Source organism: Klebsiella ornithinolytica (assembly GCF_030505655.1).
Lineage (GTDB): Bacteria > Pseudomonadota > Gammaproteobacteria > Enterobacterales > Enterobacteriaceae > Klebsiella > Klebsiella ornithinolytica.
In genome coordinates, this window is the sequence record NZ_CP130153.1 from 1,466,091 (window position 1) to 1,491,490 (window position 25,400).

The following is a 25,400-nucleotide window of genomic DNA, read 5'->3' on the forward strand; positions in this document are numbered from 1 at the left end:
CCTGGAGGATGGCGTGGATAAAATTTTTGTTGATGAAGCGGTCAATGAGCTGCATACCATTCAGGACATGCTGCGTTGGGCGGTCAGTCGTTTCAGCGCGGCGAATATCTGGTACGGACATGGCACGGACAACCCGTGGGATGAGGCGCTACAGCTGGTATTGCCCTCGCTCTACCTGCCGCTGGATATTCCGGAGGATATGCACTCCGCGCGTCTGACTTCCAGCGAAAAACACCGCATTGTTGAGCGCGTGATTCGCCGGATCAACGAACGTATTCCGGTTGCCTATTTGACCAATAAAGCCTGGTTCTGCGGCCATGAATTTTTCGTGGACGAACGTGTGCTGGTGCCGCGTTCCCCGATCGGCGAGCTTATCAATAATCACTTCGCCGGCCTGATTGACCATCAACCGCAGCACATTCTGGATATGTGCACCGGCAGCGGCTGCATTGCGATCGCCTGCGCTTACTCTTTCCCGGAAGCGGAAGTGGACGCGGTGGATATCTCCGTTGATGCGCTGGCCGTTGCCGAGCAGAACGTTGAAGCGCACGGCCTGATCCATCAGGTGACGCCGATTCGTTCCGACCTGTTCCGCGACCTGCCGAAAGTGCAGTACGACCTGATCGTCACCAACCCGCCGTACGTTGATGAAGAAGATATGTCCGACCTGCCGGGCGAATATCGTCATGAGCCGGTACTGGGTCTGGCTTCCGGCAGCGATGGTCTGAAGCTGACGCGCCGCATCCTCGGTAATGCGCCGGATTATCTCAGCGACGACGGTATTCTGATTTGTGAAGTCGGTAACAGCATGGTACATCTGATTGAGCAGTATCCGGACGTACCGTTTACCTGGCTTGAGTTTGAAAATGGCGGGGATGGCGTCTTCATGCTGACCAAACCGCAGCTGATCGCCGCCCGCGCGCATTTCGGCATTTATAAAGACTAAAAAACAACACGCAAACATGACGGAGCCGTGATGGCAGGAAACACAATTGGACAACTCTTTCGCGTCACAACCTTCGGCGAATCGCACGGTCTGGCGCTGGGCTGCATTGTTGACGGAGTGCCGCCGGGCATTCCGCTGACTGAAGCCGATCTGCAGCACGATCTGGATCGTCGTCGTCCGGGGACCTCACGCTACACCACGCAGCGTCGTGAACCGGATCAGGTGAAGATCCTCTCCGGCGTATTCGAAGGCGTGACGACCGGGACCAGCATTGGTCTGCTGATTGAGAATACCGATCAGCGTTCTCAGGACTATGGCGCGATTAAAGACGTTTTCCGTCCAGGGCATGCTGACTATACCTACGAGCAGAAATACGGCCTGCGCGATTATCGCGGCGGCGGACGTTCCTCAGCGCGTGAAACCGCGATGCGGGTGGCGGCCGGGGCGATTGCCAAGAAATACCTCGCGGAAAAATTCGGCATTGTGATTCGCGGCTGTTTGACCCAGATGGGCGATATTCCTCTGGCAATCAAAGACTGGGAACAGGTTGAACAAAACCCGTTCTTCTGCCCGGACCCGGATAAAATTGAAGCGCTTGATGAACTGATGCGCGGTCTGAAGAAAGAGGGCGACTCCATCGGAGCAAAAGTGACCGTGGTCGCTGATGGCGTGCCACCGGGACTCGGTGAGCCGGTATTCGACCGTCTGGATGCCGACATTGCCCATGCGCTGATGAGCATCAATGCGGTGAAGGGCGTGGAAATTGGCGATGGTTTTGAGGTGGTGAAACTGCGCGGTAGCCAAAATCGCGATGAAATCACTAAAAATGGTTTCCAGAGCAACCATGCGGGCGGCATTCTTGGCGGTATCAGCAGCGGTCAGCAGATCGTCGCGAATATCGCGCTGAAGCCGACCTCCAGCATCACCGTACCGGGTCATACGATTAACCGTCACGGTGAAGAAGTCGAGATGATCACCAAAGGGCGCCACGATCCTTGCGTGGGCATCCGTGCGGTGCCGATCGCGGAAGCAATGCTGGCGATCGTGCTAATGGATCACTTTATGCGTCAACGCGCGCAAAATGGCGACGTGACGACATCAATTCCACGCTGGTAATCGATGAAAAAAACCGTTATCGCTCTGCTGGCGCTGGTCGCCAGCTCTGCCTGCCTTGCGGCGACGCCGTGGCAAAAAATCACCCAGCCGATTAGCGGCAGCGCGCAGTCAATTGGCGCATTTGCCAACGGCTGTATCGTCGGCGCGCAGGCGCTGCCGCTGAGCGCGACCAGTTATCAGGTCATGCGCACCGACCAGCGCCGCTACTTCGGCCATCCGGACCTGATCCAGTTTATTCAGCGTCTGGGCAATCAGGTGCAGAGTCAGGGAATGGGGACGCTGCTGATTGGCGATATGGGGATGCCAGCGGGCGGACGCTTTAACGGCGGTCATGCCAGTCACCAGAGCGGGCTGGATGTTGATATTTTCCTTCAGCTCCCGCAGACGCGCTGGAGTTCAGCGCAGCTCCTGAAACCACAGGCGCTGGATCTGGTGGCTCGCGACGGCAAGCGCGTGGTGCCGTCGCTGTGGAGCCCGCAAATCAGCCATCTGATTAAGCTGGCGGCAGAAGATAACGACGTCACGCGCATCTTTGTTAATCCGGCAATCAAGCAGCAGCTCTGTCTGGATGCTGGCAACGATCGCGGGTGGCTGCGCAAAGTCCGGCCATGGTTCCAGCATCGTGCACATATGCACGTTCGTCTGCGCTGCCCGGCGGGCAGCCTGGAGTGCGAAGAACAGGCGCCACCGCCACCGGGCGATGGCTGCGGTGCCGAGCTACAAAGCTGGTTTGAACCCCCAAAACCCGGAACAACCTCTCCTGTGAAGAAGACGCCGCCTCCGCTGCCGCCTTCCTGCCAGGCGCTACTGGATGAGCATGTGCTGTAATGGAAAGCTTTATTGAGCTGTTTATGGTGTCGCCGACGGTACTGGTGGCGCTTTTTTTCGTGGCTGTTCTGGCGGGATTTATTGATTCCCTGGCGGGCGGCGGCGGGCTGTTGACGGTTCCGGCGCTGATGGCGGCAGGGCTGCCTCCGGCGCAGGCGCTGGCGACCAACAAGCTGCAGGCCTGCGGGGGATCGCTTTCCGCGTCGCTCTATTTTATCCGCCGCAAGGTGGTGAACCTGGCGGATCAGAAGCTCAATATCCTGATGACGTTTATCGGCTCAACCACCGGTGCGCTGCTGGTGCAGCACGTCCAGTCCGATATTCTGCGCCAGATCCTGCCGGTGCTGGTGATCGGCATTGGCCTGTACTTCCTGCTGATGCCAAAATTAGGCGAAGCAGACCGTCAGCGTCGGCTGTACGGCCTGCCGTTTGCCCTGATCGCCGGCGGCTGCGTAGGTTTTTATGATGGTTTCTTCGGTCCAGGCGCGGGCTCTTTCTATGCGTTGGCTTTCGTCACTCTTGCCGGGTTTAACCTCGCCAAATCCACCGCTCACGCCAAAGTGCTGAACGCGACCTCTAACGTCGGTGGGCTATTGCTGTTTATCATTGGCGGCAAAGTGATTTGGGCGACCGGTTTCGTGATGATGGCGGGGCAGTTTATTGGCGCCCGCGCCGGCTCACGTCTGGTTCTGAGTAAAGGACAATCGTTGATTCGTCCGATGATTGTGGTTGTCTCCGCCGTGATGAGCGCGAAACTTCTTTATGACAGCCACGGTGCTGAAATTCTTCAGTGGTTGGGAATTCATTAATGCAACAGCAACACCATTATCAGCAGCTGATCGCTATTTTTGACGGCTGCTTTGCCGATGATTTTAATACCCGTCTGATTAAAGGCGATGACGAACCGATCTATCTTCCGGCAGATAGCGACGTGCCGTATAACCGCATTGTGTTTGCCCATGGCTTTTACGCCAGCGGCCTGCATGAGATTTCCCACTGGTGCATCGCGGGCAAAGCGCGTCGCGAGCAGGTTGATTTCGGCTACTGGTACTGCCCGGATGGCCGTGATGCCATGACCCAGTGTCAGTTTGAAGATGTTGAGGTGAAACCGCAGGCGCTGGACTGGCTGTTTTGCGTGGCGGCAGGTTTTCCGTTCAACGTGAGCTGTGACAATCTGGAGGGCGACTTCGAGCCTGACCGCATTGCCTTTCAGCGGCGGGTTCATGCACAGGTTATGACCTTGCTGGAGCAAGGGATCCCTGAACGTCCGGCGCGGTTTATCCGCGCGTTACAAGAATATTATCAGACGCCGCCACTGACGGCAGAACAATTCCCGTGGCCGGAAGACCTGCAATAAAGCCACGTTTGACACTAGAAGAGGAAAGACAATGCTCGCGGAGTTTGAATCACGCATTCTGGCGTTGATTGATGAAATGGTAGACCACGCCAGTGATGATGAACTGTTTGCCAGCGGCTATCTGCGCGGCCACCTGACGCTGGCGGTAGCCGAGCTGGAAGGAGGGGACGATCACTCTGCGAAAGCCATCAACGATCGGGTGATTCGCAGCCTGGAGAAAGCGATCGGCGCAGGCGAACTGTCGCCGCCGGACCAGATTCTGGTGCAGGGAATGTGGAATAATTTGTATCAGCGGGCAAAGCAATAATCCCCTGACTGCCTGGCCTGAAAAACAGGCCAGGCCGCGTGACGCCGGGTATCGCCCTGATGTCGCGCGGCTTTTTGTCCCAACCGACGGCGATCGCCGCCGTTCGGCTTATTTCACCGCTTTTCCCTTCAGCAGCTTCCTCACCCATAATCGATTCGGATTCAGCGCCGCCAGCGTCTCTCGGTCCAGCGGCAGCGGTTCGTGGCTCATCTGCGCCGCCAGTATTTCCGCCGTCAGCGGGGCGGAGCATAGCCCGCGCGAACCCAGCGCCCCCAGCACGAACAGATTGCGGTAAACCGGTGCCGTCGGCGCCTGCGTCTGGTGTTCGGCCAGCGTCGCGTACTGCGATAACGTGGCGTCATAATCCGGTACATTGCCCACCATCGGTAGGTGATCGCGGGTGGCGCAGCGCACGCCGCAGCGGGCGTCATTTCCGCGGGTATCTACCTCCTGCACCCATGCTGCCTGCGGGAAGCAGTCGATCAGCCGTTGGCGGTTTTGCTGTTGATCATCGGCGCTAAAGGTCGCCTCCGTCTGTCCGCGGTGGTAGCTGGCCCCGATGCAGTGCTGCTGATAACGTGGGTTTTGTGGCGTCAGGTAGCCGTCGTAGCACAATACCTGGCGCAAAGCGGACAGCGCAGGCGTGGTCGGAATATGGCTCACCTGTCCTGCCACCGGATACGCCGGCAGCCGCGCAGTCTGAGGGAAGTCGGTCAGATGATGGCCGTTTGCCAGCACCACCACCTCATGACGCAGCTGCTCATTGAGCTGCCAGCCGTCATGGTCAGCAGCCAGCGTTGTGACCTTAACCTGATATCGGGTGCGCAGGCCCCGGGTTGCCGCCAGCGCAAAAAGTTCTGCCGTCAGCTGCTGCGGATAGAGCCAGCCCCCGGAGGGATAGGTGATTCCACCGCAGCCGGTTTCGACGCCGGCGATCTGCGCGACGGTTTGCGCGCTGACGGCCGCAGCAATCTCTTCCGGCAGGTCGAGTGCCAGCATCTGCGCGATTTTCTGTGCGCTCTTTTCGTCCCAGGCAAGCTGGGTGACGCCGCACCACTGATGGTCGAACATGATCGGAAGGGCGTCATACAGGCGGCGGGCGAAGGTAAATGCCGCCGGGAAGAAGCGGGCCAGCGCCGGATCGTGCTGGCTAAGCAGAGGATAGAGCGCTCCCTGGCGGTTACCGGATGCGCCTTCAGCCGGGGCGTTATCCGCGCAGTACAAGGTGACTTGCCAGCCGCGGCGGAGCAGCGCGAGCGCAAGCAGGGCGCTGGCGATACCGCCGCCGACAATCGCCGCATCGCGTTGCTGGCTACCGGTTCGTGCAAACCAGGGCGTGCGGGCGGGGATATTCAGCGTCCGGGTCATTTCACCGATCAGCATTTCGCGTTTGCGGCCGAACCCTTTATGTTTCTGCATGGTAAAGCCTGCTTCCTGCAGGCCGCGACGGACAAAACCGGCGGAGGTAAAGGTGGCCAGCGTGCCGCCCGGTCTGGCCAGGCGGGCCATTGCCCCGAACAGCTCCGGTGTCCACATATCCGGATTTTTCGCCGGTGCGAAACCATCAAGAAACCAGGCGTCGACCTGCTGATTCAGCGAATCATCGAGCTCGTGGGTCAGCGTGTTGATATCCCCGAACCACAAATCCAGCGTGATGCGTCCGTCATCCAGCAGCAGACGATGGCAGCCAGCGATCGCCAGCGGCCACTGCGCCTGTAATTGTTCTGCCCACGGCGCCAGTTCCGGCCAGTGCTGATGAGCCCGTCGTAGATCGGCGGAGGTCAGCGGAAATTTTTCGAAACTGATGAAATGTAACCTTTGCAGGGTAGCTTCAGGATTATCGCGGCGAAAAACATCAAACGCCTGCCAAAGTGTCAGGAAGTTGAGACCGGTGCCGAACCCGCTCTCGGCGACCACAAACAGCGGGTGTGGATGGGCCGGGAAGCGTGCATCGAGGCGGTTGCCGCCGAGGAAAACGTAGCGCGTCTCTTCCAGACCATTGTCATTGGAAAAGTACACGTCATCGAAATCTCGGGAAACAGGTGTACCCTCAGCGTTGAATTCCAGGTTGGCAGGTTGTATGGCGTTTTGTTTCACGTAAGTTACTCGAATCTCAAGGCGTAGAACGATCTTAACGATGTGTGCCGGGGGGCGCAAATTTATACACAAAATGGCTGATCGGACTTGTTCGGCGTACAAGTGTACGCTATTGTGCGACTCGAAACTTAAAATAGTGTGACTTACAGAGGTATTGAATGAAACGTGCAGTGATTACTGGCCTGGGCATCGTTTCCAGCATCGGTAACAACCAGCAGGAAGTCCTGGAATCTCTGCGTGAAGGGCGCTCGGGGATCACTTTCTCTCAAGAATTCAAAGATTCTGGTATGCGCAGCCACGTGTGGGGTAACGTTAAACTGGACACCACAGGTCTTATCGACCGCAAAGTGGTCCGTTTCATGAACGATGCCTCTATCTATGCTTATCTCTCTATGCAGCAGGCTGTAGCCGATGCTGGACTGAAAGAAGAAGTTTATCAGAACAACCCTCGCGTAGGCCTGATTGCCGGTTCCGGCGGTTCTTCAAAATCTCAGGTGTTTGGCGCAGATGCGATGCGTAGCCCACGCGGCCTGAAAGCAGTTGGTCCTTACGTTGTGACCAAAGCGATGGCTTCTGCGGTATCCGCTTGCCTCGCCACTCCGTTCAAAATCCACGGTGTGAACTATTCTATCAGCTCCGCTTGCGCGACTTCAGCTCACTGTATCGGCAGCGCGGTTGAACAAATTCAGCTTGGCAAACAGGACATCGTTTTTGCTGGCGGCGGCGAAGAGCTGTGCTGGGAAATGGCCTGTGAATTCGACGCCATGGGCGCACTGTCCACCAAATACAACGAAACGCCGGATAAAGCATCCCGCACTTATGATGCGCACCGCGACGGTTTTGTTATCGCCGGCGGCGGCGGTATGGTTGTGGTTGAGGAACTGGAGCATGCTCTGGCGCGCGGCGCGCACATCTATGCCGAAGTGGTCGGCTACGGCGCAACGTCTGACGGTGCGGACATGGTTGCTCCGTCTGGTGAAGGCGCAGTACGTTGTATGAAACAGGCAATGGCCGGTGTAGACACGCCGATTGACTACCTGAACTCCCACGGAACCTCGACTCCGGTCGGTGACGTGAAAGAACTGGGTGCCATTCGCGAAGTCTTCGGCGACCACAGCCCGGCTATCTCTGCGACCAAAGCGATGACCGGCCACTCTTTGGGCGCCGCGGGCGTGCAGGAAGCGATCTACTCTCTGCTGATGCTGGAACATGGCTTTATTGCGCCAAGCATTAACATCGAAGAGATGGATGAGCAGGCGGCGGGTCTGAACATCGTCACCAAACCGACTGAACAAGCGCTGACGACCGTGATGTCCAACAGCTTCGGTTTCGGCGGCACCAACGCCACGCTGGTGATGCGTAAACACACGGCATAATCGGCTGGTTATCCAACCGGTATGTCAAAAGGTAGCCTGCGGGCTAATGCGGGTCACTGAAAGGTGACCCGCATTTTTTTTGCTTATTCCATGCTGACCATTCCGCCGCTGAAAAACCTTTTGCAAGGATATCGCAACGTGACGGCCACGGGACGAGAACGCCGGTGCGCATCCAGGACCGGTCTTCAGGGTAAAAACACCAGGAGCGTTTTTGAACAACGTTAGCGTGGCCCCGGAGGGGGAATCCCATGGATGGGACGAATAAGGCGGCCAGAGGGCAGGTCGAGACAGGGGGGGGAGTCCGGCCCGGTCCGCCAGATGAAGCCGGAGTGGAGCATACCGCGCAGCGGCCGTTTTCAGCGCAATGCCGGGGGGCATGGGGGCGAGCGAAACGCCCGCCATGCCGTTCACCCGCAGCGGGTGTGAGAACAGTGGCGGATGCATCGTGCACGGAACATACCGCAAAAGTGAACGGAATATCCCACGGAACACATACTTCAGAGTACGAAACCCCTCTCGCGCAAACCAGCGTAAAAACGGCATCCCTGGCTCAACCGCGGCCTAAAGGAGAGAGACTCCTGCAGAGTGTTGAAAATCTGACAGCGCCGCATCAAAAACGGTAATCTCTTTGAGATGACGGATACTTATACCTTCGCCGGATCGTTCAACCGATCCTGAAACCATCGGCATTAGCCTGCGGGATCCCTTTTTGTCGGCTTGACAGAGCCGGACCTCTACAGGCAAACTGCTGCGAAACATTATCCCCCCGGTAATGCGTAAGCGTTTAACGTCAACCAACGCGCCTTAACCCTGATAATCAGGTGGAGGGGGCGTGGCTACTACCTCGCCTTACTCTGCGAACTGGAGTAAAGCATGTCCGCAGCGACTGAAACAACAAATACCTCGTCAGCGAATATTCCATTATTTCGTATTACCTTTGCCGTTTTTCTGACCTATATGACCGTCGGCCTGCCGCTACCCGTGATCCCGCTCTTTGTCCACCATGAGCTGGGCTTCGGCAATACGCTGGTCGGCGTAGCGGTGGGCATTCAGTTTCTGGCGACGGTGCTGACCCGTGGCTACGCCGGTCGTCTGGCCGATCAACATGGCGCCAAGCGTTCGGTGCTGCAGGGTATGCTTGCCTGCGCATTAGCCGGGGCGGCGTGGCTGCTGGCCGCGTTACTGCCGGTTTCCGTGCTGGTCAAATTTGCGCTGCTGGTACTGGGGCGTTTGATCCTCGGATTTGGTGAAAGCCAGCTGTTGACCGGAAACCTGAGCTGGGGACTGGGGCTGGTTGGCCCCGCGCGTTCAGGCAAGGTCATGTCCTGGAACGGGATGGCGATGTACGGCTCATTGGCCGTGGGCGCGCCGCTGGGACTGATGATCTACTCGCATTTTGGCGTTGTGGTTCTCGCCTGCGTCACGATGGGACTACCGCTGCTGGCGCTGGCAATCAATGGTACGGTCAGTAAAGTTCCGGCGCACGGCGGCGAACGGCCATCGCTATGGAGCGTCGTCGGTATGATCTGGCGTCCGGGCATCGGTCTGGGGCTGCAAGGGGTGGGGTTTGCCGTGATTGGTACCTTTGTCTCACTCTATTTCGCCAGCCGCGGCTGGGCGATGGCGGGCTTCACGCTGACCGCGTTTGGCGGCGCCTTTGTGCTGATGCGTATCCTGTTTGGCTGGATGCCGGATCGCTTTGGCGGCATAAAAGTGGCGATGGTGTCGCTGCTGATCGAAGCCATTGGCCTGACGCTGCTGTGGCTGGCGCCAGATGCCTGGGTTGCCCTGGCCGGTGCGGCGTTGACCGGTTGCGGCTGCTCGCTCATCTTCCCGTCCCTTGGCGTTGAAGTTGTCAAACGCGTACCGGCTCAGGTTCGCGGTACCGCGCTCGGCGGCTATGCGGCCTTTCAGGATATTTCATACGGTGTCACCGGCCCGCTTGCCGGGCTGCTCGCCACGTCGCTGGGCTACTCTTCTGTTTTTCTGGCGGGGGCAATATGCGCGGTTCTGGGCATTTTCATGACGCTGTTCTCCCTACGTCAATAACGTGATTCCCGGTCTTCAGCGAGGGAGACCGGGGGCTTTCCGTGGAAGGTAATACTTCACCTGAAACTCAAACATGTTGGTATAGAGAATGGAATAGTCGATCGGCTGATGCTGCTCATCAATCGCCTGAGTTTGCATTTTGATGATCGGATCTTTGGTACTGATATGCAGCAGCGTGGCCAGTTCCGGGGAGGGGAGTATCGGCACAATGGATTCGTAGCAACCGTCAATTCGTATCCCGCATTCGTTTTCTATATACGAGAACTTCGACTTTTTCATATGGGCGATGGTCAGGTCAGGAAAGCGCGTTGCCGAGAGCCAGGTTTCTTCTAATTGCATCGCAATGTTATCGATAAAACGCAATCTTTTAGCATAATATACAAGTTCACCGTGCTGTAACTGCAAACCTTTCGCGATTTCTTGCGAGGCGGTTTGCAATTCAAATTTGAGAATTTGACTAGAGGGCGTTTTGCCTTCGTTGCGGGCAATTTCGGTAAAACTGTCTAAATGCGTCACCGATGCCTGGAAATGTTTATTTCTAATCCAGGTCCCCGAACCGTGTCGCCGCTCGATTAAACCCTCCTCCTCCAGAGCCTTTAGCGCCTTACGTAGTGTATTTCGCGAAACATCATAAAGTTCTGCTAATTCTTTTTCTGATGGCAGAAGATCGCCAATGCTATAGAGCGGACTATTAATTTTGTTTTTCAGTAAATTAACTACATTTTTATAAACCACTTTTGAACCTCAATAATCCCTTTTAAAACATTGGGTTGTTGTTATGCATCGTTAAATTTACGCCAACACGTTCATTTTTTTCCTGGTTTCTGAACAACTTTTCTCTTGCTAACTGTGATCGCAACTGCGGATAAGAAAATTAACAATTATTACAGTGCTCGTCAATTGAGACTGATGAACAGGAAAGGGAAGGAAAATGAAAAATATATTGTTAGTTTGTGCTGCCGGGATGTCCACCAGTATGTTAGTGAAACGCATGCAGGAGCATGCTGCGGCGTCAGGGATTGCGGTAAATATCAATGCGCTGGCCATTTCTGAAGCCAAAGAAAAAATCAAAAAAAACGCAGTGGATGTGGTTTTATTAGGGCCGCAGGTTCGTTTCCAGAAAAGTGAAATAGAAGAGGTGGCTCACGGTAAAATGCCGGTTGCGGTTATTGGTATGAAATATTACGGGCAAATGGAAGGCCCGGCGGTGTTAGACAGTGCGCTTACCTTACTGGCCAATAAATAATTCTTTGTCTATTACCCCGGTTAACGCCTGAATTTCAGCGTCGTGCCGCCGGATACCTCTGCTCCAGTGCTGGGGCGCTATCGCAGATTATCGATAAAAATAAGGGTTCATCATGAGTTTTATGAATGCCTTTGAACGCGGCATGGAGAAAATCCTTGTCCCCGTGGCTATAAAACTAAATTCTCAGATTCACGTATCGGCGATTCGGGATGCATTTATTTTATCCTTCCCAATCGTGATGGCCAGTTCGCTGATTATCTTAATTAACTTTGCAATATTGTCTCCTGATGGTTTTATTGCCAGCATTTTACATTTGGGAACAATATTCCCGAATCTTGCTGACGCGCAGCAAATTTTTACCCCGGTGATGAATGGCTCAGTCAATATTATGGCAATATTGATTACCTTTCTCGTCGCGCGCAATATCGCGATTAGCTTCCAGCAGGACGATCTGCTGTGCGGACTAACGGCGATTGGCGCCTTTTTTGTGGTCTATACACCTTATATCATCATCGATGGTCAGGCTTATCTGACGACAAAATATCTCGGGCCGCAGGGGCTGTTTGTAGCCATTATCGTTGCGCTGATCTCCAGCGAGGTCTTTTGCCGGCTGGCGCGTAACCCGAAAGTGGCCATTACGATGCCGGCAGCGGTACCGCCGGCGGTGGCGCGCTCGTTCAAGGTGCTGCTGCCGATCTTCTTTGTGATGATTTTCTTTTCCATCATGAACTACCTGCTGACCCGCATCTCGCCGAACGGCCTTAACGATCTGATCTATACGCTGATTCAGGCGCCGCTGAAGGATATGGGGACCAACATTATCACCGTTCTGATTCTGGGGCTGGTGGCAAACTTCCTGTGGGTGCTGGGGATCCACGGGCCCAATACCGTTGCGGCGATTCGGGAAACTATTTTCTCGGAAGCGAATCTGGAAAACCTCTCCTATGCGGCCTCACACGGCACCACATGGGGGGCGCCTTATCCGATAACCTGGACCGGCATCAACGATGCGTTCGCCAACTGCGGCGGCTCGGGGATGACGCTGGGGCTGCTGCTGGCCATCTTCATCGCTTCGCGGCGTAAGGATTATCGCGATCTGGCGAAAATGGCCTTCGTACCGGGTTTGTTCAATATCAACGAACCGGTGATGTTTGGTTTACCGATCGTCCTGAACCCGATTCTGGTGATTCCGTTTATCCTGGTTCCTTTCATTAACTCGTTGATTGGTTACTTCTTTATTAGCATGGAGTTTATTCCGCCGATTGCCTATGCGGTTCCGTGGACCACGCCAGGTCCGCTGATTGCCTTCTTTGGGACCGGCGGTAACTGGTTAGCGCTCTTTGTCGGCATTCTGTGCCTCGCTGTTTCAACGCTGATCTATTTACCGTTTGTGATTGCGGCGAACAAGGTGAATACCGCAGCGGCCGCTGAGTAATAAAAACGTGGGGAAATAAATATGTTTGCTGATGAAAGCACGGTGATGGAACTGCTTATCCATGCCGGACAGGCCCGCTCGGATGCAATGGAGGCCATCGCCGCCTCGCGCCGCCGGGAATGGGAGACCGTTGAGACGCTAATGGCCAGCTCAGAAATGGCCTGCCGGGAGGCGCACAAGATACAAACGGCGCTGATTGGTCTGGATGAAGGCTGCGGGAAAATGACCGTCAATCTCATTCTGGTTCACGCGCAGGACCATTTAATGACCGCGATGCTGTGCCAGGACTTAGCCAAAGAAATTATTGCGCTGCGACAAGAAATCTCTGCCTGACTTTCCCTGCCTTCAGTCATCCGGCTGAAGGCGTATTATAAAAATATGCAAGGTACTCTATGTATTCAAGTCAATTGAAGGTTAGCTTATTGTCTCTATCGGTACTTCTGGCTATTTCGTCACCCGCTGTTTTAGCAGCGAAATTAACGATTGAACAACGTCTTGAATTGCTGGAATCAGAATTATCAGCCAATAAAAAAGAATTGCAAAAAACACAATCACAATTATCGACATATAAAGATAAAGTGGCCGTGTTGCAAAAAAGTATAAAAGAGAATGAACAAAGAAATGTCACCGCGGGTTACCCGACGGCGACCTCTCCGGTGGCAGAAAATATCGCCAATGAAAATAATGAAATCAGCCAACGGGCGGCGCCGGCAGAAGTCAAAGCGACACAGCAGGTGGCGGTCATTAATACCGACGGCAAGAAGGCGAAAGTTGAGAGCGTGACCATGAAGGATCTCAGCAAATTCGTCAAAGAGGATATTGGCTTCAGCTATCAGGGTTATCTACGTTCCGGCTGGGGCACCTCAAATCACGGGTCGTCGCAGACCTATGCGGCGGGTTCGCTGGGCCGTTTTGGTAATGAAATGAGCGGCTGGTTTGATTTGACCTTAAATCAGCGGGTTTATAACCAGGATGGGAAAACCGCCAACGCCGTCGTGACCTACGATGGTAATGTTGGTGAGCAGTATAACGATGCCTGGTTTGGCGACACCAATAACGAAAATATTCTTCAGTTCAGCGATATCTATCTCACCACCAAAGGATTCCTGCCGTTTGCGCCGGAGGCTGATTTTTGGGTAGGTAAACACAAGCTGCCGGAGTATGAAATCCAGATGCTTGACTGGAAATCGTTGACCACCGATGTTGCAGCCGGTGTCGGGATCCAGAACTGGGCGCTGGGCGTCGGGCAGCTTGACGCGTCTCTCAGCCGCAATGATGTGGATGTTTATTCGCGTGATTTCACGCAGACCACACAAATGAACACCAATTCGGTGGATCTGCGCTATCGCAACATTCCGCTGTGGAAAAACGGCTCGCTGTCGTTGATGGGCAAATATGCATTTGCAAACAAGAATGATGAACAGGAGAAAAACGAGGAGAACAATAGCTACTTTACGCTCAAGGATAGCTGGATGGCCACCGGGATCATCCGTCAGGAGCTGGCGCGTAAGGGCTTTAATGAATTTACGCTCCAGGTGGCGAATAACTCTTATGCCAGCAGTTTCTCGAACTTCTCCGGCGCCAGTAACTCCATGGCTCACGGGCGCTACTACTATGGCGATCATACTAACGGCGTCGCTTTACGTTTGATTTCACAGGGCGAAATGTACCTGGCCGATCGCGTGATTATGGCCAATGCGCTGGTCTGGTCGCACGGGAACGATATCTACAGTTACGAAAGCGGCGCGCATAGCGATTTTGACAGCTTCCGCGCGGTGATTCGTCCGGCGTGGATTTGGGATACCTGGAATCAGACCGGGGTGGAGTTAGGCTGGTTTGCGCAGAAAAACAAAACGGAGCAAGGCAAGGATTTGAAAGAATCGGCGTATAAAACGACGCTCTATCATGCGCTGAAAGTCGGGCCGAGTCTGTTAGGTTCGCGACCGGAAATTCGTTTCTACGGGACCTATATCAATATTCTGGATAACGGCCTGTCACAGTACCGGTTCAACGACGACAGCAAAGATGAATTGATGCTGGGCGTGCAGGCCGAGGTGTGGTGGTAATTGCCTCATCAAGACACCAACGCCCGTATCGTGCGGGCGTTTGAGTATAAAGATAACCGCCACCGATACCCTGTCTGCCGGCCAGCAACGCGGAATTACATCACCAGCCAGAGCAGAGCGATAAGCAGTATCAATACCAGAACAATCACTCCCGGCTTTTTGAGCCGCCCGACGAGCGAAGAGGGTTCCGGCGGCAGCGCGGGAATGGCCAACGTTTCTTGCGCCCGGGCGACACGAAGCACAAAGACCTTATTCAGCAGCGTCAGAATCTGCGTTGCGCTCAACGCCGTTTGCGGCGTGACGTGCCAGTTGTGTTGGGCGAAATCGACGATCTTTTGCCACTCCTGCGCTTCCAGCGGCTGCTTCAGCGCCGCCTGCAGAGAGGTCAGGGTTGGGGCTGACTGCGCGCTGAGCGTCTGTCGCGCCTGTAGCCAGTAGGAGAGGGGAGTGAAGTGGGTTGCCGGAATCAGCTCACCGGTTTTTACACCGCACAGCTCCAGCATTGACTGCCAGATCAGTTTCCCGGGTTCGCCGGTTGCGGCGGCAAGACGGCTTACCTGCTGATTAAGCGTGTTGTGCTCCGCGGGCAACAGCGGGCGCAGAGTCGGCTGGCGCTGCTGCGGCTGAGGGATCGACAGCTGGCCGTTTTGCAGGAGCTGCAGCATATTTTGCAACTGCTCCTGCGTCAGCGCATGCAGCGTCGTTTGCCCATAATGCTGGCGAATATAATCGCTCACTGCCTGACGGTTGTTCCCCTGACTCAGCAACTCGCTCAACTGCGCCAGAATCTGGCGCTGATGGTGATTTTGCTGCGCCACTGATACGCGTTGATTCAGGTTGTTTTCGGCAGCGCTAAAGTGGCACGCCAGCAGCGGCGCATCGCCTTTGAGCCCCAGATCGTGCTTGATTCCCGCCCACACTTCCGCGTTCTGCTGCGAAGTTAACGCGACCAGGCGCGTAATCAGTCGCTCGAGAACGGTACGTTGTTGCATGGTTAGCGCGGGCTCTCCGGCGACGGAAGCGCCGGTTCCCGGGGGACGATCGGACATACCTGAAACGGGTTGTGTCATATTAATCCTTTCCGTATTGCTGTACAGAGGCCCGGTGATGATGTTCCTGGCGGCGAGATTATGGCACACTTCCCCGGTTTACTCTCGTTCTCAGACAGGTACTGAACCGTGAAAATCCTCGTTGATGAAAATATGCCCTATGCCCGCGAGCTTTTTAGTCGCCTGGGCGAAGTCGAGGCGGTCCCCGGCCGTCCCGTCCCCGTCGACGCGCTGACCGGCGCCGATGCGTTGATGGTTCGCTCGGTCACGAAAGTCAATGAAGCGCTGCTCGCCGGCAAGGCAATTAAATTCGTGGGCACCGCGACAGCCGGTACCGATCATGTCGATCAGACGTGGCTGCAGCAGGCCGGAATTGGCTTTTCTGCCGCGCCCGGTTGCAATGCGATAGCGGTCGTAGAATATGTTTTCTCGGCGCTGCTGATGCTGGCTGAGCGCGACGGTTTCGCGCTGACCGATCGTACCGTCGGCATCGTCGGCGTTGGCAACGTCGGTGGGCGCCTGCAAAAGCGTCTGGAAGCGCTGGGGATCAAAACGCTGTTGTGCGATCCGCCGCGTGCCGACCGGGGAGATGAAGGCGACTTCCGTACCCTGGATGAGCTGGTAGAGGAAGCGGACGTTCTGACGTTCCACACGCCTTTATATAAAGAAGGTCGTTACAAAACCCTGCATCTGGCGGATGAGGCGCTGATTCGCCGTCTGAAACCGGGAAGCGTACTGATCAATGCTTGCCGCGGACCGGTGGTGGATAACGGCGCGCTGCTGGCCTGTCTGCAAAGCGGGCAGGCGTTGAGCGTCGTGCTTGATGTCTGGGAACCTGAGCCGGATTTGAACCTTGCGCTGCTGGATCGCGTAGATATTGGCACCGCGCACATCGCGGGCTACACCCTCGAAGGCAAAGCGCGTGGGACGACGCAGGTGTTTGAAGCCTACAGCGCCTTTATCGGCCATCCGCAACAGGTGGCGCTGGACACGTTGCTGCCCGCCCCGGAGTTTGGCCGCATTACCCTGCACGGCGCGCTCGATCAGCCAACGCTGAAACGATTGGTGCATTTGGTGTATGATGTGCGCCGCGATGATGCGCCGCTGCGAAAAGTGGCCGGCGTGCCGGGTGAGTTTGACAAGCTGCGCAAAAATTATCAGGAACGCCGCGAATGGTCATCACTGTACGTGCAGTGCAGCGATGTGCAGGCGGCGACGCTGCTGCGTCAGCTCGGTTTTAATGCCGTACATCACCCCATTCGTTAATGTCTTCTTAATGACCCTGTTGGATACTCCGGCAGGGTCGCTTTTCTCTGGAGTAAACCACCATGTCTGAAGGCTGGAATATTGCCGTACTGGGCGCAACGGGCGCCGTCGGCGAAGCCCTGCTCGACACCCTTGCTGAACGTCAGTTCCCGGTGGGTGATATCTATGCGCTGGCGCGCAATGAGAGCGCGGGAGAGCATCTGCGTTTTAGCGGTAAGTCGGTGATCGTGCAGGATGCTGCCGTATTTGACTGGACCCAGGTACAGCTGGCCTTTTTTGCCGCCGGCGTTGAAGCGACGGCGGCCTATGTTGATGAGGCGACCAATGCCGGTTGTCTGGTTATCGATCTCAGCGGTCTGTTTGCGCTGGAGCCGGACGTACCGCTGGTTGTGCCGGAAGTGAACCCGTTTGTGCTGGCCGATTATCGCAATCGCAACGTCATCGCCGTCGCCAACAGCCTGACCAGCCAGCTGCTGACGGCGCTGAAACCGCTGATCGATGAAGGCGGCCTGTCGCGTATCAGCGTGACCAGCCTGATCTCCGCTTCCGCATACGGTAAAAAAGCCGTTGATGCGCTGGCGGGGCAGAGCGCGAAGCTGCTCAACGGTATGCCAATCGATGATGAAGATTTCTTTGGCCGTCAGCTGGCGTTTAACATGCTGCCGCTGCTGCCGGATCGTGAAGGTAGCGTGCGCGAAGAGCGCCGTATTGTCGATGAAGTTCGTAAGATCCTCCAGGATGAAGGATTGATGGTTTCAGCCAGCGTCGTGCAGTCGCCGGTGTTCTACGGTCATGCGCAGATGGTGAACTTCGAAGCGATGCGTCCGCTGGCGGCAGAAGAGGCTCGCGATGCCTTCACTCGCGGCGAAGATATTGAGCTCTCCGCCGAGCGCGAATTCCCGACTCAGGTCGGCGATGCTTCAGGTACTGCGCAACTCTCCGTCGGCTGTGTACGCAATGATTACGGCATGCCGGAACAGATTCAGTTCTGGTCCGTTGCCGATAACGTCCGCTTCGGCGGCGCGCTGATGGCGGTGAAAATCGCGGAGAAACTGGTGCAGGAGTATTTGTACTGATGTCTGAGATGGAGCAGCAGCCGGTCTATAAAATCGCGCTGGGCATCGAGTACGACGGCAGCAAATATTACGGCTGGCAGCGGCAAAACGAAGTTCGCAGCGTGCAGGAGAAGCTGGAAAAGGCGCTCTCGCAGGTGGCAAATGAACCGATTAACGTATTCTGCGCCGGTCGCACCGACGCCGGTGTTCATGGCACCGGCCAGGTTGTGCATTTTGAGACCCACGCGCTGCGCAAAGACGCGGCCTGGACGCTGGGGGTCAATGCGAATTTGCCGGGCGATATCGCCGTCCGTTGGGTGAAACATGTCCCGGACGATTTTCACGCCCGCTTCAGCGCCACCGCGCGTCGCTACCGTTACGTCATCTATAATCACCGTCTGCGTCCGGCGGTGTTAAGCCAGGGCGTCACCCATTATCATCAGCCTCTGGATGCGGAGCGGATGCAGCGCGCCGCCCAGTGTTTGCTGGGTGAAAATGATTTCACCTCATTTCGCGCGGTGCAGTGTCAGTCGCGCACGCCGTGGCGAAATATTAACCATATTAGCGTCACGCGGTATGGCGCGTATGTGGTGGTGGATATCAAAGCGAATGCCTTTGTACATCATATGGTAAGGAACATTGTCGGCAGCCTGATGGAAGTAGGGGCCGGGAACCAGCCAGAGAGCTGGATAGCAGAACTTCTGGCGGCGAAAGACAGGAAGCTGGCCGCCGCGACGGCAAAAGCAGAAGGGTTGTATCTGGTGTCGGTAGATTATCCGGCCCGCTACGATCTGCCGGTGATGCCGATGGGCCCGCTGTTTCTGGCGGACTAACATTAACGCTTTATCCTTCAGGCTGCCCGCTTGTTGGCCGCATCTGAGCGTTCCGGTCGGGGAATTATTTCTGCGACCGGAAACGAGCGGTTTGTTGTCGCACGGCATCCTGGCCGATTTTGTGTCGTGTCATTAAGGACTCATACAATATGGACCTGATTCGCTTTTTAATTGATTTCATCCTGCATATTGATGTTCATCTGGCTGAGCTGGTTGCCAGTTATGGCGTCTGGGTATACGCCATTCTGTTTTTGATTCTGTTCTGTGAAACGGGTCTGGTGGTGACGCCATTCCTGCCCGGCGATTCGCTGCTGTTCGTGGCCGGCGCGCTGTCGGCGCTGCCGACGAACGATCTGAACGTGCATCTGATGGTGGCATTGATGGTCATTGCGGCCATTGTCGGCGATGCGCTGAACTACACTATCGGACGGCTGTTTGGCGAAAAGCTCTTCAGTAATCCTGATTCGAAGATTTTCCGACGTAGCTACCTGGATAAAACCCATTCGTTCTATGAGCGTCACGGCGGCAAAACGATTATTCTTGCGCGTTTTGTGCCGATCGTCAGAACCTTCGCACCGTTTGTGGCGGGAATGGGCCATATGTCCTATCGTCATTTTGCCGCGTATAACGTGGTTGGCGCGCTGCTGTGGGTTCTGCTGTTTACCTATGCAGGCTACCTGTTCGGCGATTTGCCGATCGTTCAGGAAAACCTGAAGCTGCTGATTGTCGCCATTATTGTTCTGTCGGTGCTGCCTGGGGTCATTGAAATTATTCGCCACAAGCGCGCGGCGGCGAAGCAGACGAAATAACCCTCCTGCTTTTATCTGCGTCGGGCAGCAGCCTGCTGCCCGAAGAGGGAAGTGTGAGCGGTACGACCACTTTTTTATCCCATGTTACGGGATGTTATGATTTAATGTGCAACATTCATGGTCTGTAAGGGTCAAAAATGGCATTATGCGCCCCTTACGACAAAACTGGCATCGACCAGGTTCAGGCAGAAAGGTTATCAATGAGCTGGATTGAACGAATTAAAAGCAATATCACTCCCACCCGCAAGGCAAGCATTCCTGAGGGTGTATGGACTAAGTGCGACAGCTGCGGGCAGGTTCTGTACCGCGCAGAGCTGGAGCGCAACCTGGAGGTTTGCCCTAAGTGCGATCACCACATGCGTATGTCGGCGCGTAATCGCCTGCATAGCCTGTTGGACGAAGGTTCCCTGGTGGAGCTGGGAAGCGAGCTCGAGCCGAAAGATGTGCTGAAGTTCCGCGATTCGAAAAAATACAAAGACCGTCTGGCGTCCGCTCAAAAAGAGACCGGTGAAAAAGATGCGCTGGTGGTCATGAAGGGCACTCTGCACGAGATGCCGGTTGTCGCAGCAGCATTCGAATTCTCCTTTATGGGCGGCTCGATGGGCTCGGTGGTTGGCGCTCGCTTCGTGCGCGCGGTAGAACAGGCGCTGGAAGATAATTGCCCGCTGATTTGCTTCTCCGCTTCCGGCGGCGCGCGTATGCAGGAAGCGCTGATGTCGCTGATGCAGATGGCGAAAACCTCAGCCGCGCTGGCGAAAATGCAGGAGCGCGGTTTACCGTATATCTCCGTACTGACCGACCCGACCATGGGCGGCGTATCGGCGAGCTTCGCCATGCTGGGCGATCTCAATATCGCGGAACCGAAAGCGCTGATCGGCTTTGCGGGGCCTCGCGTTATCGAGCAGACCGTACGTGAGAAACTGCCGCCGGGCTTCCAGCGCAGTGAGTTCCTGATTGAAAAAGGGGCGATCGATATGATCGTTCGTCGCCCGGAAATGCGTCTGAAGCTGGCCAGCATTCTGGCGAAGCTGATGAATCTTCCGGCACCCAGCCAGGACGTCTCTCACGAAGGTGAGGTGGTGCCACCGGCACCGGATCAGGAACCAGAGGCCTGATAATTCGGAGGGCAGGCCTGACGGCGCTGCCCTTTTTTAATTCTATGCGCCATCATTCAAACTGCGGCGCGGCGGAAAGGCTAAAGCCCCGTCAGGGCCCGGTCCAATGGACAGCGCGGGTGACGAGCGCTGCCGGCAAGAGGCAGTTTGAAGGATGAAGCGTATTTACCGTTAACACTCGCGGACATCATGGAAAAAGAACCTATTCCTCAGGCCACGTCGCCCCTGGCTACGTGGCTTTCCTATCTGGAACATCTGCACAGTAAAACCATCGATCTGGGGCTGACCCGCGTGAGCGAAGTCGCCGAACGGATGGCGGTGTTAAAGCCTGCGCCGTTCGTCTTCACGGTGGCGGGAACCAACGGTAAAGGAACCACCTGCCGCACGCTGGAGTCTGTGCTGATCGCGGCGGGCTACAAGGTTGGGGTTTACAGTTCGCCGCATCTGGTGCGCTATACCGAGCGCGTACGCGTACAGGGCGCGGAGCTGCCGGAAGCGGCGCATACCGCCTCTTTTGCTGAAATTGAAGCGGCGCGCGGTGAGATTTCCCTGAGCTATTTCGAGTTTGGCACGCTCTCTGCTCTGTGGTTGTTTAAGCAGGCGCAGCTCGACGTGGTGATCCTTGAGGTTGGTCTCGGCGGGCGTCTTGATGCCACCAACATCGTCGATGCGGATGTGGCGGTGGTAACCAGCATCGCCCTGGATCATACTGACTGGCTGGGACCGGATCGGGAAAGCATTGGCCGTGAGAAGGCCGGTATTTTCCGTGCCGGCAAACCGGCCGTCGTTGGTGAACCGGAGATGCCCCATACCATCGCCGAGGTGGCCGCCGGGAAAGGGGCAACGCTTCTGCGTCGCGACGTCGACTGGCGCTATGTCGCCGGCGAGCAGACGTGGTCATTCAGTGACGGGGAGGGGACACTGGCGGATTTACCGTTGCCTCAGATTCCGCTGCCGAATGCCGCCACGGCGCTGGCGGCGCTGCGAGCCAGCCGACTTCAGGCGAGCGATCGGGCAATTCGCGACGGTATTAAACAGTCGATGCTGCCGGGGCGTTTTCAGATAATCAGCGAAACGCCGCGCGTGATTCTCGATGTGGCGCATAACCCCCATGCGGCAGCCTGGCTCGCCGGACGTCTCAAAAGCCTGTCGAAAACGGGGCGCGTGCTGGCGGTTGTTGGTATGCTGCATGATAAGGATATTGCCGGCACGCTGGCAAACCTGACGGCGGAAGTGGATAGCTGGTACTGTGCGCCTCTGGAAGGGCCGCGCGGTGCAACGGCGCAACAGCTGCAGGAGCATTTGCAGGCAGGAAAAGCTTACGCCAACGTGGCTCAGGCCTGGCATGCGGCGATGGCCGATGCCAGACCGGAAGATACGGTGCTGGTGTGTGGTTCATTCCATACGGTGGCGCATGTAATGGAAGAAATAGAGGCGGGGAGAATCGGTGGCGAGTAAGTTTCAGAACCGTTTAGTCGGGACGATTGTGCTGGTCGCGCTGGGGGTGATTATCCTCCCGGGGCTGCTTGATGGTCAGAAAAAGCATTATCAGGACGAGTTCGCGGCAATTCCACTGGTGCCAAAACCGGGCGATCGCGATGAGCCGGATATGCTGCCGGCGGCGACTCAGGCTCTTCCGGCTCAACCGCCGGAAGGGGCGGCGGAAGAGGTCAGAGCGGGAGACGCCGCGGCGCCGTCATTGGATCCGTCGCGTATCCCGGTTAACAGCAACAGTTTCGATGATGTGCAGGAGCCGGTGGTCGCACCGAAGCCGCAGCCCAAACCGCAGCCTCAACCGAAACCGCAGCCTCAGCCGTCGAAGCCGGTGGAGAAGCCGCAGCCGCAGCAACAAACCGTTGCCCAGACGCCGCCGGCGAAACCGGCCGAGATACCTGCTCCAACCGGCAAAGCCTATGTGGTGCAGCTCGGTGCGTTGAAGAATGCGGATAAGGTCAATGAAATCGTCGGTAAGCTGCGCTCCTCCGGGTTTAAGGTCTACACGTCGCCTTCGACGCCGGTTCAAGGTAAAATTACCCGTATTCTGGTCGGTCCCGATACCTCAAAAGATAAACTGAAAGGGCAGCTTGGCGACCTGAAACAGATCTCCGGCCTGAGCGGTGTGGTCATGGGATATAGCCCCAACTAATCTTGTCCCTCGCCGCGCTGGTGAGGGGCGAAGCTCCTGTCTGACGCGCTTTCAGGAGGCGCAAGACAGCATGGCGTTGAATGTTTTTTCAGCGCCATTTTTATTTCTGTAGGGCACGGAAATCCCTACGCAAACGTTTTCTTTTTCTGTTAGAATGCGCCCCGAACCGGATGACAGGGCGTAAATCGTGGGATGTTTATGGTCTGGATTGATTACGTCATTATAGCGGTGATTGGTTTTTCCTGTCTGGTAAGCCTGATCCGCGGCTTTGTTCGTGAAGCGTTATCGCTGGTAACCTGGGGATGTGCTTTCTTTGTCGCCAGTCATTACTACACTTACCTGGCTGTCTGGTTCACGGGCTTTGAAGACGAAATGGTCCGCAATGGGATTGCTATCGCGATACTGTTTATCGCAACGCTTATCGTTGGCGCCATCGTTAACTATGTGATTGGCGCACTGGTTGAGAAAACGGGCCTGTCGGGTACCGACAGGGTGTTAGGGATCTGTTTTGGCGCCCTGCGTGGCGTGCTGATTGTCTCTGCGATTCTGTTCTTTCTCGATAGTTTTACCGGTATGGCGAAAAGCGAAGACTGGCAAAAGTCAGAGCTTATCCCGCAGTTCAGTTTCGTTATCAGATGGTTTTTTGACTATCTGCAAAGCTCGTCAAGTTTCTTGCCCAAAGCATAAGCGTTGGGATGTGGCTGAACGAGGAAAAGACGTATGTGCGGTATTGTCGGTATCGCCGGTGTTATGCCGGTAAACCAGTCGATTTATGACGCGTTAACGGTGCTTCAGCATCGTGGCCAGGATGCCGCAGGCATCATCACTATTGATGCAAATAACTGTTTCCGTTTGCGTAAGGCGAACGGACTGGTGAGCGACGTTTTTGAAGCTCGCCACATGCAGCGTATGCAGGGCAATATGGGGATTGGCCATGTTCGCTATCCTACGGCGGGCAGTTCAAGTGCCTCCGAGGCGCAGCCTTTCTACGTCAACTCACCGTATGGTATTACGTTGGCGCATAACGGCAATCTGACCAACGCGCACGAGCTGCGTAAGAAGCTGTTTGAAGAAAAACGCCGTCATATCAACACCACTTCCGATTCTGAAATCCTGCTCAACATCTTCGCCAGCGAGCTGGATAACTTCCGTCATTATCCTCTGGAAGCAGATAACATTTTTGCCGCGATCGCTGCGACGAACCGTCAAATCCGCGGTGCCTACGCCTGCGTGGCGATGATCATTGGTCACGGTATGGTTGCCTTCCGCGATCCAAACGGCATCCGCCCTCTGGTGTTGGGGAAACGTGATGTTGGCGATGGTCGTACCGAGTATATGGTGGCCTCCGAGAGCGTGGCGCTGGATACCCTGGGCTTCGAATTCCTGCGCGATGTGGCGCCGGGTGAAGCGGTCTATATTACCGAGAAGGGCCAGCTGTTTACCCGTCAGTGCGCGGAGAATCCGGTCAGCAACCCGTGCCTCTTTGAGTATGTCTATTTTGCTCGCCCGGACTCGTTTATCGACAAGATTTCCGTCTACAGTGCGCGCGTCAATATGGGCACCAAACTGGGTGAGAAGATCGCTCGTGAATGGGAAGATCTGGACATTGACGTGGTCATTCCGATTCCGGAAACTTCCTGCGATATCGCGCTGGAAATTGCCCGTATCCTCGATAAGCCTTATCGCCAGGGCTTCGTGAAAAACCGTTACGTCGGCCGGACCTTCATCATGCCGGGCCAGCAGCTGCGCCGGAAGTCGGTGCGTCGTAAGCTTAATGCCAACCGCGCGGAGTTCCGGGATAAAAACGTGCTGCTGGTGGATGACTCCATCGTGCGTGGGACCACCTCGGAACAGATTATTGAGATGGCGCGCGAAGCCGGCGCGAAAAAGGTCTATCTGGCTTCCGCAGCGCCAGAGATTCGTTTCCCGAACGTTTACGGCATTGATATGCCGACGGCAACCGAGCTTATTGCCCACGGTCGCGAAGTGGACGAAATCCGCCAGATCATTGGCGCGGATGGCCTTATCTTCCAGGATCTGAACGATCTGATTGAGGCTGTACGTGTGGAAAATCCGGATATTCAGCAGTTTGAATGTTCGGTATTTAACGGCGTGTACGTCACTAAGGATGTGGACCAGCAGTACCTCGATTATCTTGACTCCTTACGTAATGACGATGCGAAAGCGGTGCAGCGTCTGAACGAAGTGGAAAATCTGGAGATGCACAACGAAGGCTAATTAACCCGAGCGTTGTGAAAAGCCCGCCGTCATCCGACCGCGGGCTTTTGTGTTTTTGCCGCGTGG

24 protein-coding genes are annotated in these 25,400 nt (G+C 55.9%); 21 read left to right on the top strand and 3 right to left on the bottom strand.

Annotation, left to right across the window (positions count from 1 at the left end; genetic code table 11):
- Positions 1-13 precede the first annotated feature (13 nt).
- From prmB to Q1L34_RS07005, 6 genes are read left to right on the top strand one after another with little or no spacing between them, the layout of a single operon-like run.
- The gene (gene prmB, locus Q1L34_RS06980; RefSeq protein WP_015583759.1) at positions 14-946 is read left to right on the top strand and encodes a 50S ribosomal protein L3 N(5)-glutamine methyltransferase; all 933 of its coding nucleotides are present in this window, start codon (positions 14-16) and stop codon (positions 944-946) included.
- A gap of 30 nt (positions 947-976) precedes the next feature.
- Positions 977-2,062, top strand: a complete 1,086-nt coding sequence (aroC, locus tag Q1L34_RS06985) for a chorismate synthase (RefSeq protein WP_004865259.1) — start codon at positions 977-979, stop codon at positions 2,060-2,062.
- Between the two features lie 3 nt (positions 2,063-2,065).
- Positions 2,066-2,890 carry a penicillin-insensitive murein endopeptidase gene (gene mepA / locus Q1L34_RS06990; RefSeq protein ID WP_004865256.1) on the top strand — a complete coding sequence of 275 codons (825 nt, stop codon included), beginning with the start codon at positions 2,066-2,068 and terminating at the stop codon, positions 2,888-2,890.
- Positions 2,890-3,699, top strand: coding sequence for a sulfite exporter TauE/SafE family protein (locus tag Q1L34_RS06995; protein WP_004865251.1), 810 nt, complete (start codon positions 2,890-2,892; stop codon positions 3,697-3,699). The genes mepA and Q1L34_RS06995 overlap by 1 nt, the downstream gene beginning before the upstream one ends.
- Complete coding sequence (locus tag Q1L34_RS07000) at positions 3,699-4,247, top strand: elongation factor P hydroxylase (protein ID WP_004865249.1); 549 nt, start codon at positions 3,699-3,701, stop codon at positions 4,245-4,247. Before Q1L34_RS06995 ends, Q1L34_RS07000 begins: the two co-directional genes overlap by 1 nt.
- Positions 4,248-4,278: 31 nt before the next feature.
- Positions 4,279-4,554 (top strand): YfcL family protein, encoded by a 276-nt coding sequence (locus Q1L34_RS07005; RefSeq protein WP_004865246.1) that lies wholly within the window; start codon positions 4,279-4,281, stop codon positions 4,552-4,554.
- A 108-nt stretch (positions 4,555-4,662) separates the two neighbouring features.
- Here the strand turns inward: Q1L34_RS07005 and mnmC are convergent, their stop codons facing one another.
- Positions 4,663-6,651 (bottom strand): bifunctional tRNA (5-methylaminomethyl-2-thiouridine)(34)-methyltransferase MnmC2/FAD-dependent 5-carboxymethylaminomethyl-2-thiouridine(34) oxidoreductase MnmC1, encoded by a 1,989-nt coding sequence (gene mnmC, locus Q1L34_RS07010; protein ID WP_044349059.1) that lies wholly within the window; start codon positions 6,649-6,651, stop codon positions 4,663-4,665.
- A gap of 158 nt (positions 6,652-6,809) precedes the next feature.
- On the opposite strand from mnmC, the gene fabB reads away from it, so the two are divergent.
- Together fabB and Q1L34_RS07020 are read left to right on the top strand one after the other, a co-directional pair.
- The gene (fabB, locus tag Q1L34_RS07015) at positions 6,810-8,027 is read left to right on the top strand and encodes a beta-ketoacyl-ACP synthase I (RefSeq protein ID WP_004865242.1); all 1,218 of its coding nucleotides are present in this window, start codon (positions 6,810-6,812) and stop codon (positions 8,025-8,027) included.
- 873 nt (positions 8,028-8,900) lie between these two features.
- The gene (locus Q1L34_RS07020; RefSeq protein WP_004865239.1) at positions 8,901-10,076 is read left to right on the top strand and encodes an MFS transporter; all 1,176 of its coding nucleotides are present in this window, start codon (positions 8,901-8,903) and stop codon (positions 10,074-10,076) included.
- Between the two features lie 15 nt (positions 10,077-10,091).
- Here Q1L34_RS07020 and Q1L34_RS07025 read toward each other — a convergent pair whose 3' ends face one another.
- Entirely contained in the window at positions 10,092-10,811 is a 720-nt protein-coding gene (locus Q1L34_RS07025) for a GntR family transcriptional regulator (RefSeq protein ID WP_004865235.1), read from the bottom strand.
- A 196-nt stretch (positions 10,812-11,007) separates the two neighbouring features.
- On the opposite strand from Q1L34_RS07025, the gene Q1L34_RS07030 reads away from it, so the two are divergent.
- From Q1L34_RS07030 to Q1L34_RS07045, 4 genes are all read left to right on the top strand, one after another.
- Entirely contained in the window at positions 11,008-11,322 is a 315-nt protein-coding gene (locus tag Q1L34_RS07030; RefSeq protein WP_327204421.1) for a PTS sugar transporter subunit IIB, read from the top strand.
- 112 nt (positions 11,323-11,434) lie between these two features.
- Positions 11,435-12,757, top strand: a complete 1,323-nt coding sequence (locus Q1L34_RS07035) for a PTS sugar transporter subunit IIC (RefSeq protein ID WP_327204422.1) — start codon at positions 11,435-11,437, stop codon at positions 12,755-12,757.
- A 21-nt stretch (positions 12,758-12,778) separates the two neighbouring features.
- Positions 12,779-13,090 carry a PTS lactose/cellobiose transporter subunit IIA gene (locus tag Q1L34_RS07040; protein ID WP_004865228.1) on the top strand — a complete coding sequence of 104 codons (312 nt, stop codon included), beginning with the start codon at positions 12,779-12,781 and terminating at the stop codon, positions 13,088-13,090.
- 59 nt (positions 13,091-13,149) lie between these two features.
- Positions 13,150-14,823 carry a carbohydrate porin gene (locus Q1L34_RS07045; RefSeq protein ID WP_075808309.1) on the top strand — a complete coding sequence of 558 codons (1,674 nt, stop codon included), beginning with the start codon at positions 13,150-13,152 and terminating at the stop codon, positions 14,821-14,823.
- 95 nt (positions 14,824-14,918) lie between these two features.
- Here Q1L34_RS07045 and flk read toward each other — a convergent pair whose 3' ends face one another.
- Entirely contained in the window at positions 14,919-15,893 is a 975-nt protein-coding gene (gene flk / locus Q1L34_RS07050; protein WP_327204423.1) for a flagella biosynthesis regulator Flk, read from the bottom strand.
- A 108-nt stretch (positions 15,894-16,001) separates the two neighbouring features.
- Between flk and pdxB the strand changes: the two genes are divergently transcribed.
- From pdxB to purF, 9 genes are all read left to right on the top strand, one after another.
- A complete protein-coding gene (pdxB, locus tag Q1L34_RS07055) occupies positions 16,002-17,138 on the top strand; it encodes a 4-phosphoerythronate dehydrogenase PdxB (RefSeq protein ID WP_048023246.1) in 1,137 nt (378 codons plus the stop codon).
- Positions 17,139-17,200: 62 nt separating this feature from the next.
- Complete coding sequence (locus tag Q1L34_RS07060) at positions 17,201-18,214, top strand: aspartate-semialdehyde dehydrogenase (protein WP_015583767.1); 1,014 nt, start codon at positions 17,201-17,203, stop codon at positions 18,212-18,214.
- Positions 18,214-19,026, top strand: a complete 813-nt coding sequence (truA, locus tag Q1L34_RS07065) for a tRNA pseudouridine(38-40) synthase TruA (protein WP_015583768.1) — start codon at positions 18,214-18,216, stop codon at positions 19,024-19,026. The genes Q1L34_RS07060 and truA overlap by 1 nt, the downstream gene beginning before the upstream one ends.
- A 149-nt stretch (positions 19,027-19,175) precedes the next feature.
- The gene (locus tag Q1L34_RS07070; RefSeq protein ID WP_015583769.1) at positions 19,176-19,835 is read left to right on the top strand and encodes a DedA family protein; all 660 of its coding nucleotides are present in this window, start codon (positions 19,176-19,178) and stop codon (positions 19,833-19,835) included.
- A gap of 200 nt (positions 19,836-20,035) precedes the next feature.
- Positions 20,036-20,950, top strand: coding sequence for an acetyl-CoA carboxylase, carboxyltransferase subunit beta (gene accD / locus Q1L34_RS07075; protein WP_015583770.1), 915 nt, complete (start codon positions 20,036-20,038; stop codon positions 20,948-20,950).
- A gap of 189 nt (positions 20,951-21,139) precedes the next feature.
- Positions 21,140-22,408 (top strand): bifunctional tetrahydrofolate synthase/dihydrofolate synthase, encoded by a 1,269-nt coding sequence (folC, locus tag Q1L34_RS07080; protein WP_069475757.1) that lies wholly within the window; start codon positions 21,140-21,142, stop codon positions 22,406-22,408.
- On the top strand, positions 22,398-23,096 hold the full coding sequence (gene dedD, locus Q1L34_RS07085) for a cell division protein DedD (RefSeq protein WP_044350107.1): 699 nt from the start codon (positions 22,398-22,400) through the stop codon (positions 23,094-23,096). Before folC ends, dedD begins: the two co-directional genes overlap by 11 nt.
- A gap of 198 nt (positions 23,097-23,294) precedes the next feature.
- Positions 23,295-23,783, top strand: coding sequence for a colicin V production protein (gene cvpA / locus Q1L34_RS07090; RefSeq protein ID WP_004865201.1), 489 nt, complete (start codon positions 23,295-23,297; stop codon positions 23,781-23,783).
- A 33-nt stretch (positions 23,784-23,816) separates the two neighbouring features.
- Positions 23,817-25,334, top strand: a complete 1,518-nt coding sequence (gene purF, locus Q1L34_RS07095; protein WP_015583773.1) for an amidophosphoribosyltransferase — start codon at positions 23,817-23,819, stop codon at positions 25,332-25,334.
- Positions 25,335-25,400 lie beyond the last annotated feature (66 nt).

What these genes read in the sequence shown, in the direction of transcription:
- mepA (WP_004865256.1), top strand. Translation starts at nt 2,066, where the DNA reads ATGAAAAAAACCGTTATCGCTCTGCTGGCGCTGGTCGCCAGCTCTGCC.
- flk (WP_327204423.1), bottom strand. Translation starts at nt 15,893, where the DNA reads ATGACACAACCCGTTTCAGGTATGTCCGATCGTCCCCCGGGAACCGGC.
- Q1L34_RS07060 (WP_015583767.1), top strand. Translation starts at nt 17,201, where the DNA reads ATGTCTGAAGGCTGGAATATTGCCGTACTGGGCGCAACGGGCGCCGTC.
- Q1L34_RS06995 (WP_004865251.1), top strand. Translation starts at nt 2,890, where the DNA reads ATGGAAAGCTTTATTGAGCTGTTTATGGTGTCGCCGACGGTACTGGTG.
- Q1L34_RS07040 (WP_004865228.1), top strand. Translation starts at nt 12,779, where the DNA reads ATGTTTGCTGATGAAAGCACGGTGATGGAACTGCTTATCCATGCCGGA.
- cvpA (WP_004865201.1), top strand. Translation starts at nt 23,295, where the DNA reads ATGGTCTGGATTGATTACGTCATTATAGCGGTGATTGGTTTTTCCTGT.
- accD (WP_015583770.1), top strand. Translation starts at nt 20,036, where the DNA reads ATGAGCTGGATTGAACGAATTAAAAGCAATATCACTCCCACCCGCAAG.
- truA (WP_015583768.1), top strand. Translation starts at nt 18,214, where the DNA reads ATGTCTGAGATGGAGCAGCAGCCGGTCTATAAAATCGCGCTGGGCATC.
- Q1L34_RS07020 (WP_004865239.1), top strand. Translation starts at nt 8,901, where the DNA reads ATGTCCGCAGCGACTGAAACAACAAATACCTCGTCAGCGAATATTCCA.
- fabB (WP_004865242.1), top strand. Translation starts at nt 6,810, where the DNA reads ATGAAACGTGCAGTGATTACTGGCCTGGGCATCGTTTCCAGCATCGGT.
- Q1L34_RS07005 (WP_004865246.1), top strand. Translation starts at nt 4,279, where the DNA reads ATGCTCGCGGAGTTTGAATCACGCATTCTGGCGTTGATTGATGAAATG.
- aroC (WP_004865259.1), top strand. Translation starts at nt 977, where the DNA reads ATGGCAGGAAACACAATTGGACAACTCTTTCGCGTCACAACCTTCGGC.
- Q1L34_RS07030 (WP_327204421.1), top strand. Translation starts at nt 11,008, where the DNA reads ATGAAAAATATATTGTTAGTTTGTGCTGCCGGGATGTCCACCAGTATG.
- Q1L34_RS07070 (WP_015583769.1), top strand. Translation starts at nt 19,176, where the DNA reads ATGGACCTGATTCGCTTTTTAATTGATTTCATCCTGCATATTGATGTT.
- folC (WP_069475757.1), top strand. Translation starts at nt 21,140, where the DNA reads ATGGAAAAAGAACCTATTCCTCAGGCCACGTCGCCCCTGGCTACGTGG.
- purF (WP_015583773.1), top strand. Translation starts at nt 23,817, where the DNA reads ATGTGCGGTATTGTCGGTATCGCCGGTGTTATGCCGGTAAACCAGTCG.
- Q1L34_RS07045 (WP_075808309.1), top strand. Translation starts at nt 13,150, where the DNA reads ATGTATTCAAGTCAATTGAAGGTTAGCTTATTGTCTCTATCGGTACTT.
- Q1L34_RS07000 (WP_004865249.1), top strand. Translation starts at nt 3,699, where the DNA reads ATGCAACAGCAACACCATTATCAGCAGCTGATCGCTATTTTTGACGGC.
- Q1L34_RS07035 (WP_327204422.1), top strand. Translation starts at nt 11,435, where the DNA reads ATGAGTTTTATGAATGCCTTTGAACGCGGCATGGAGAAAATCCTTGTC.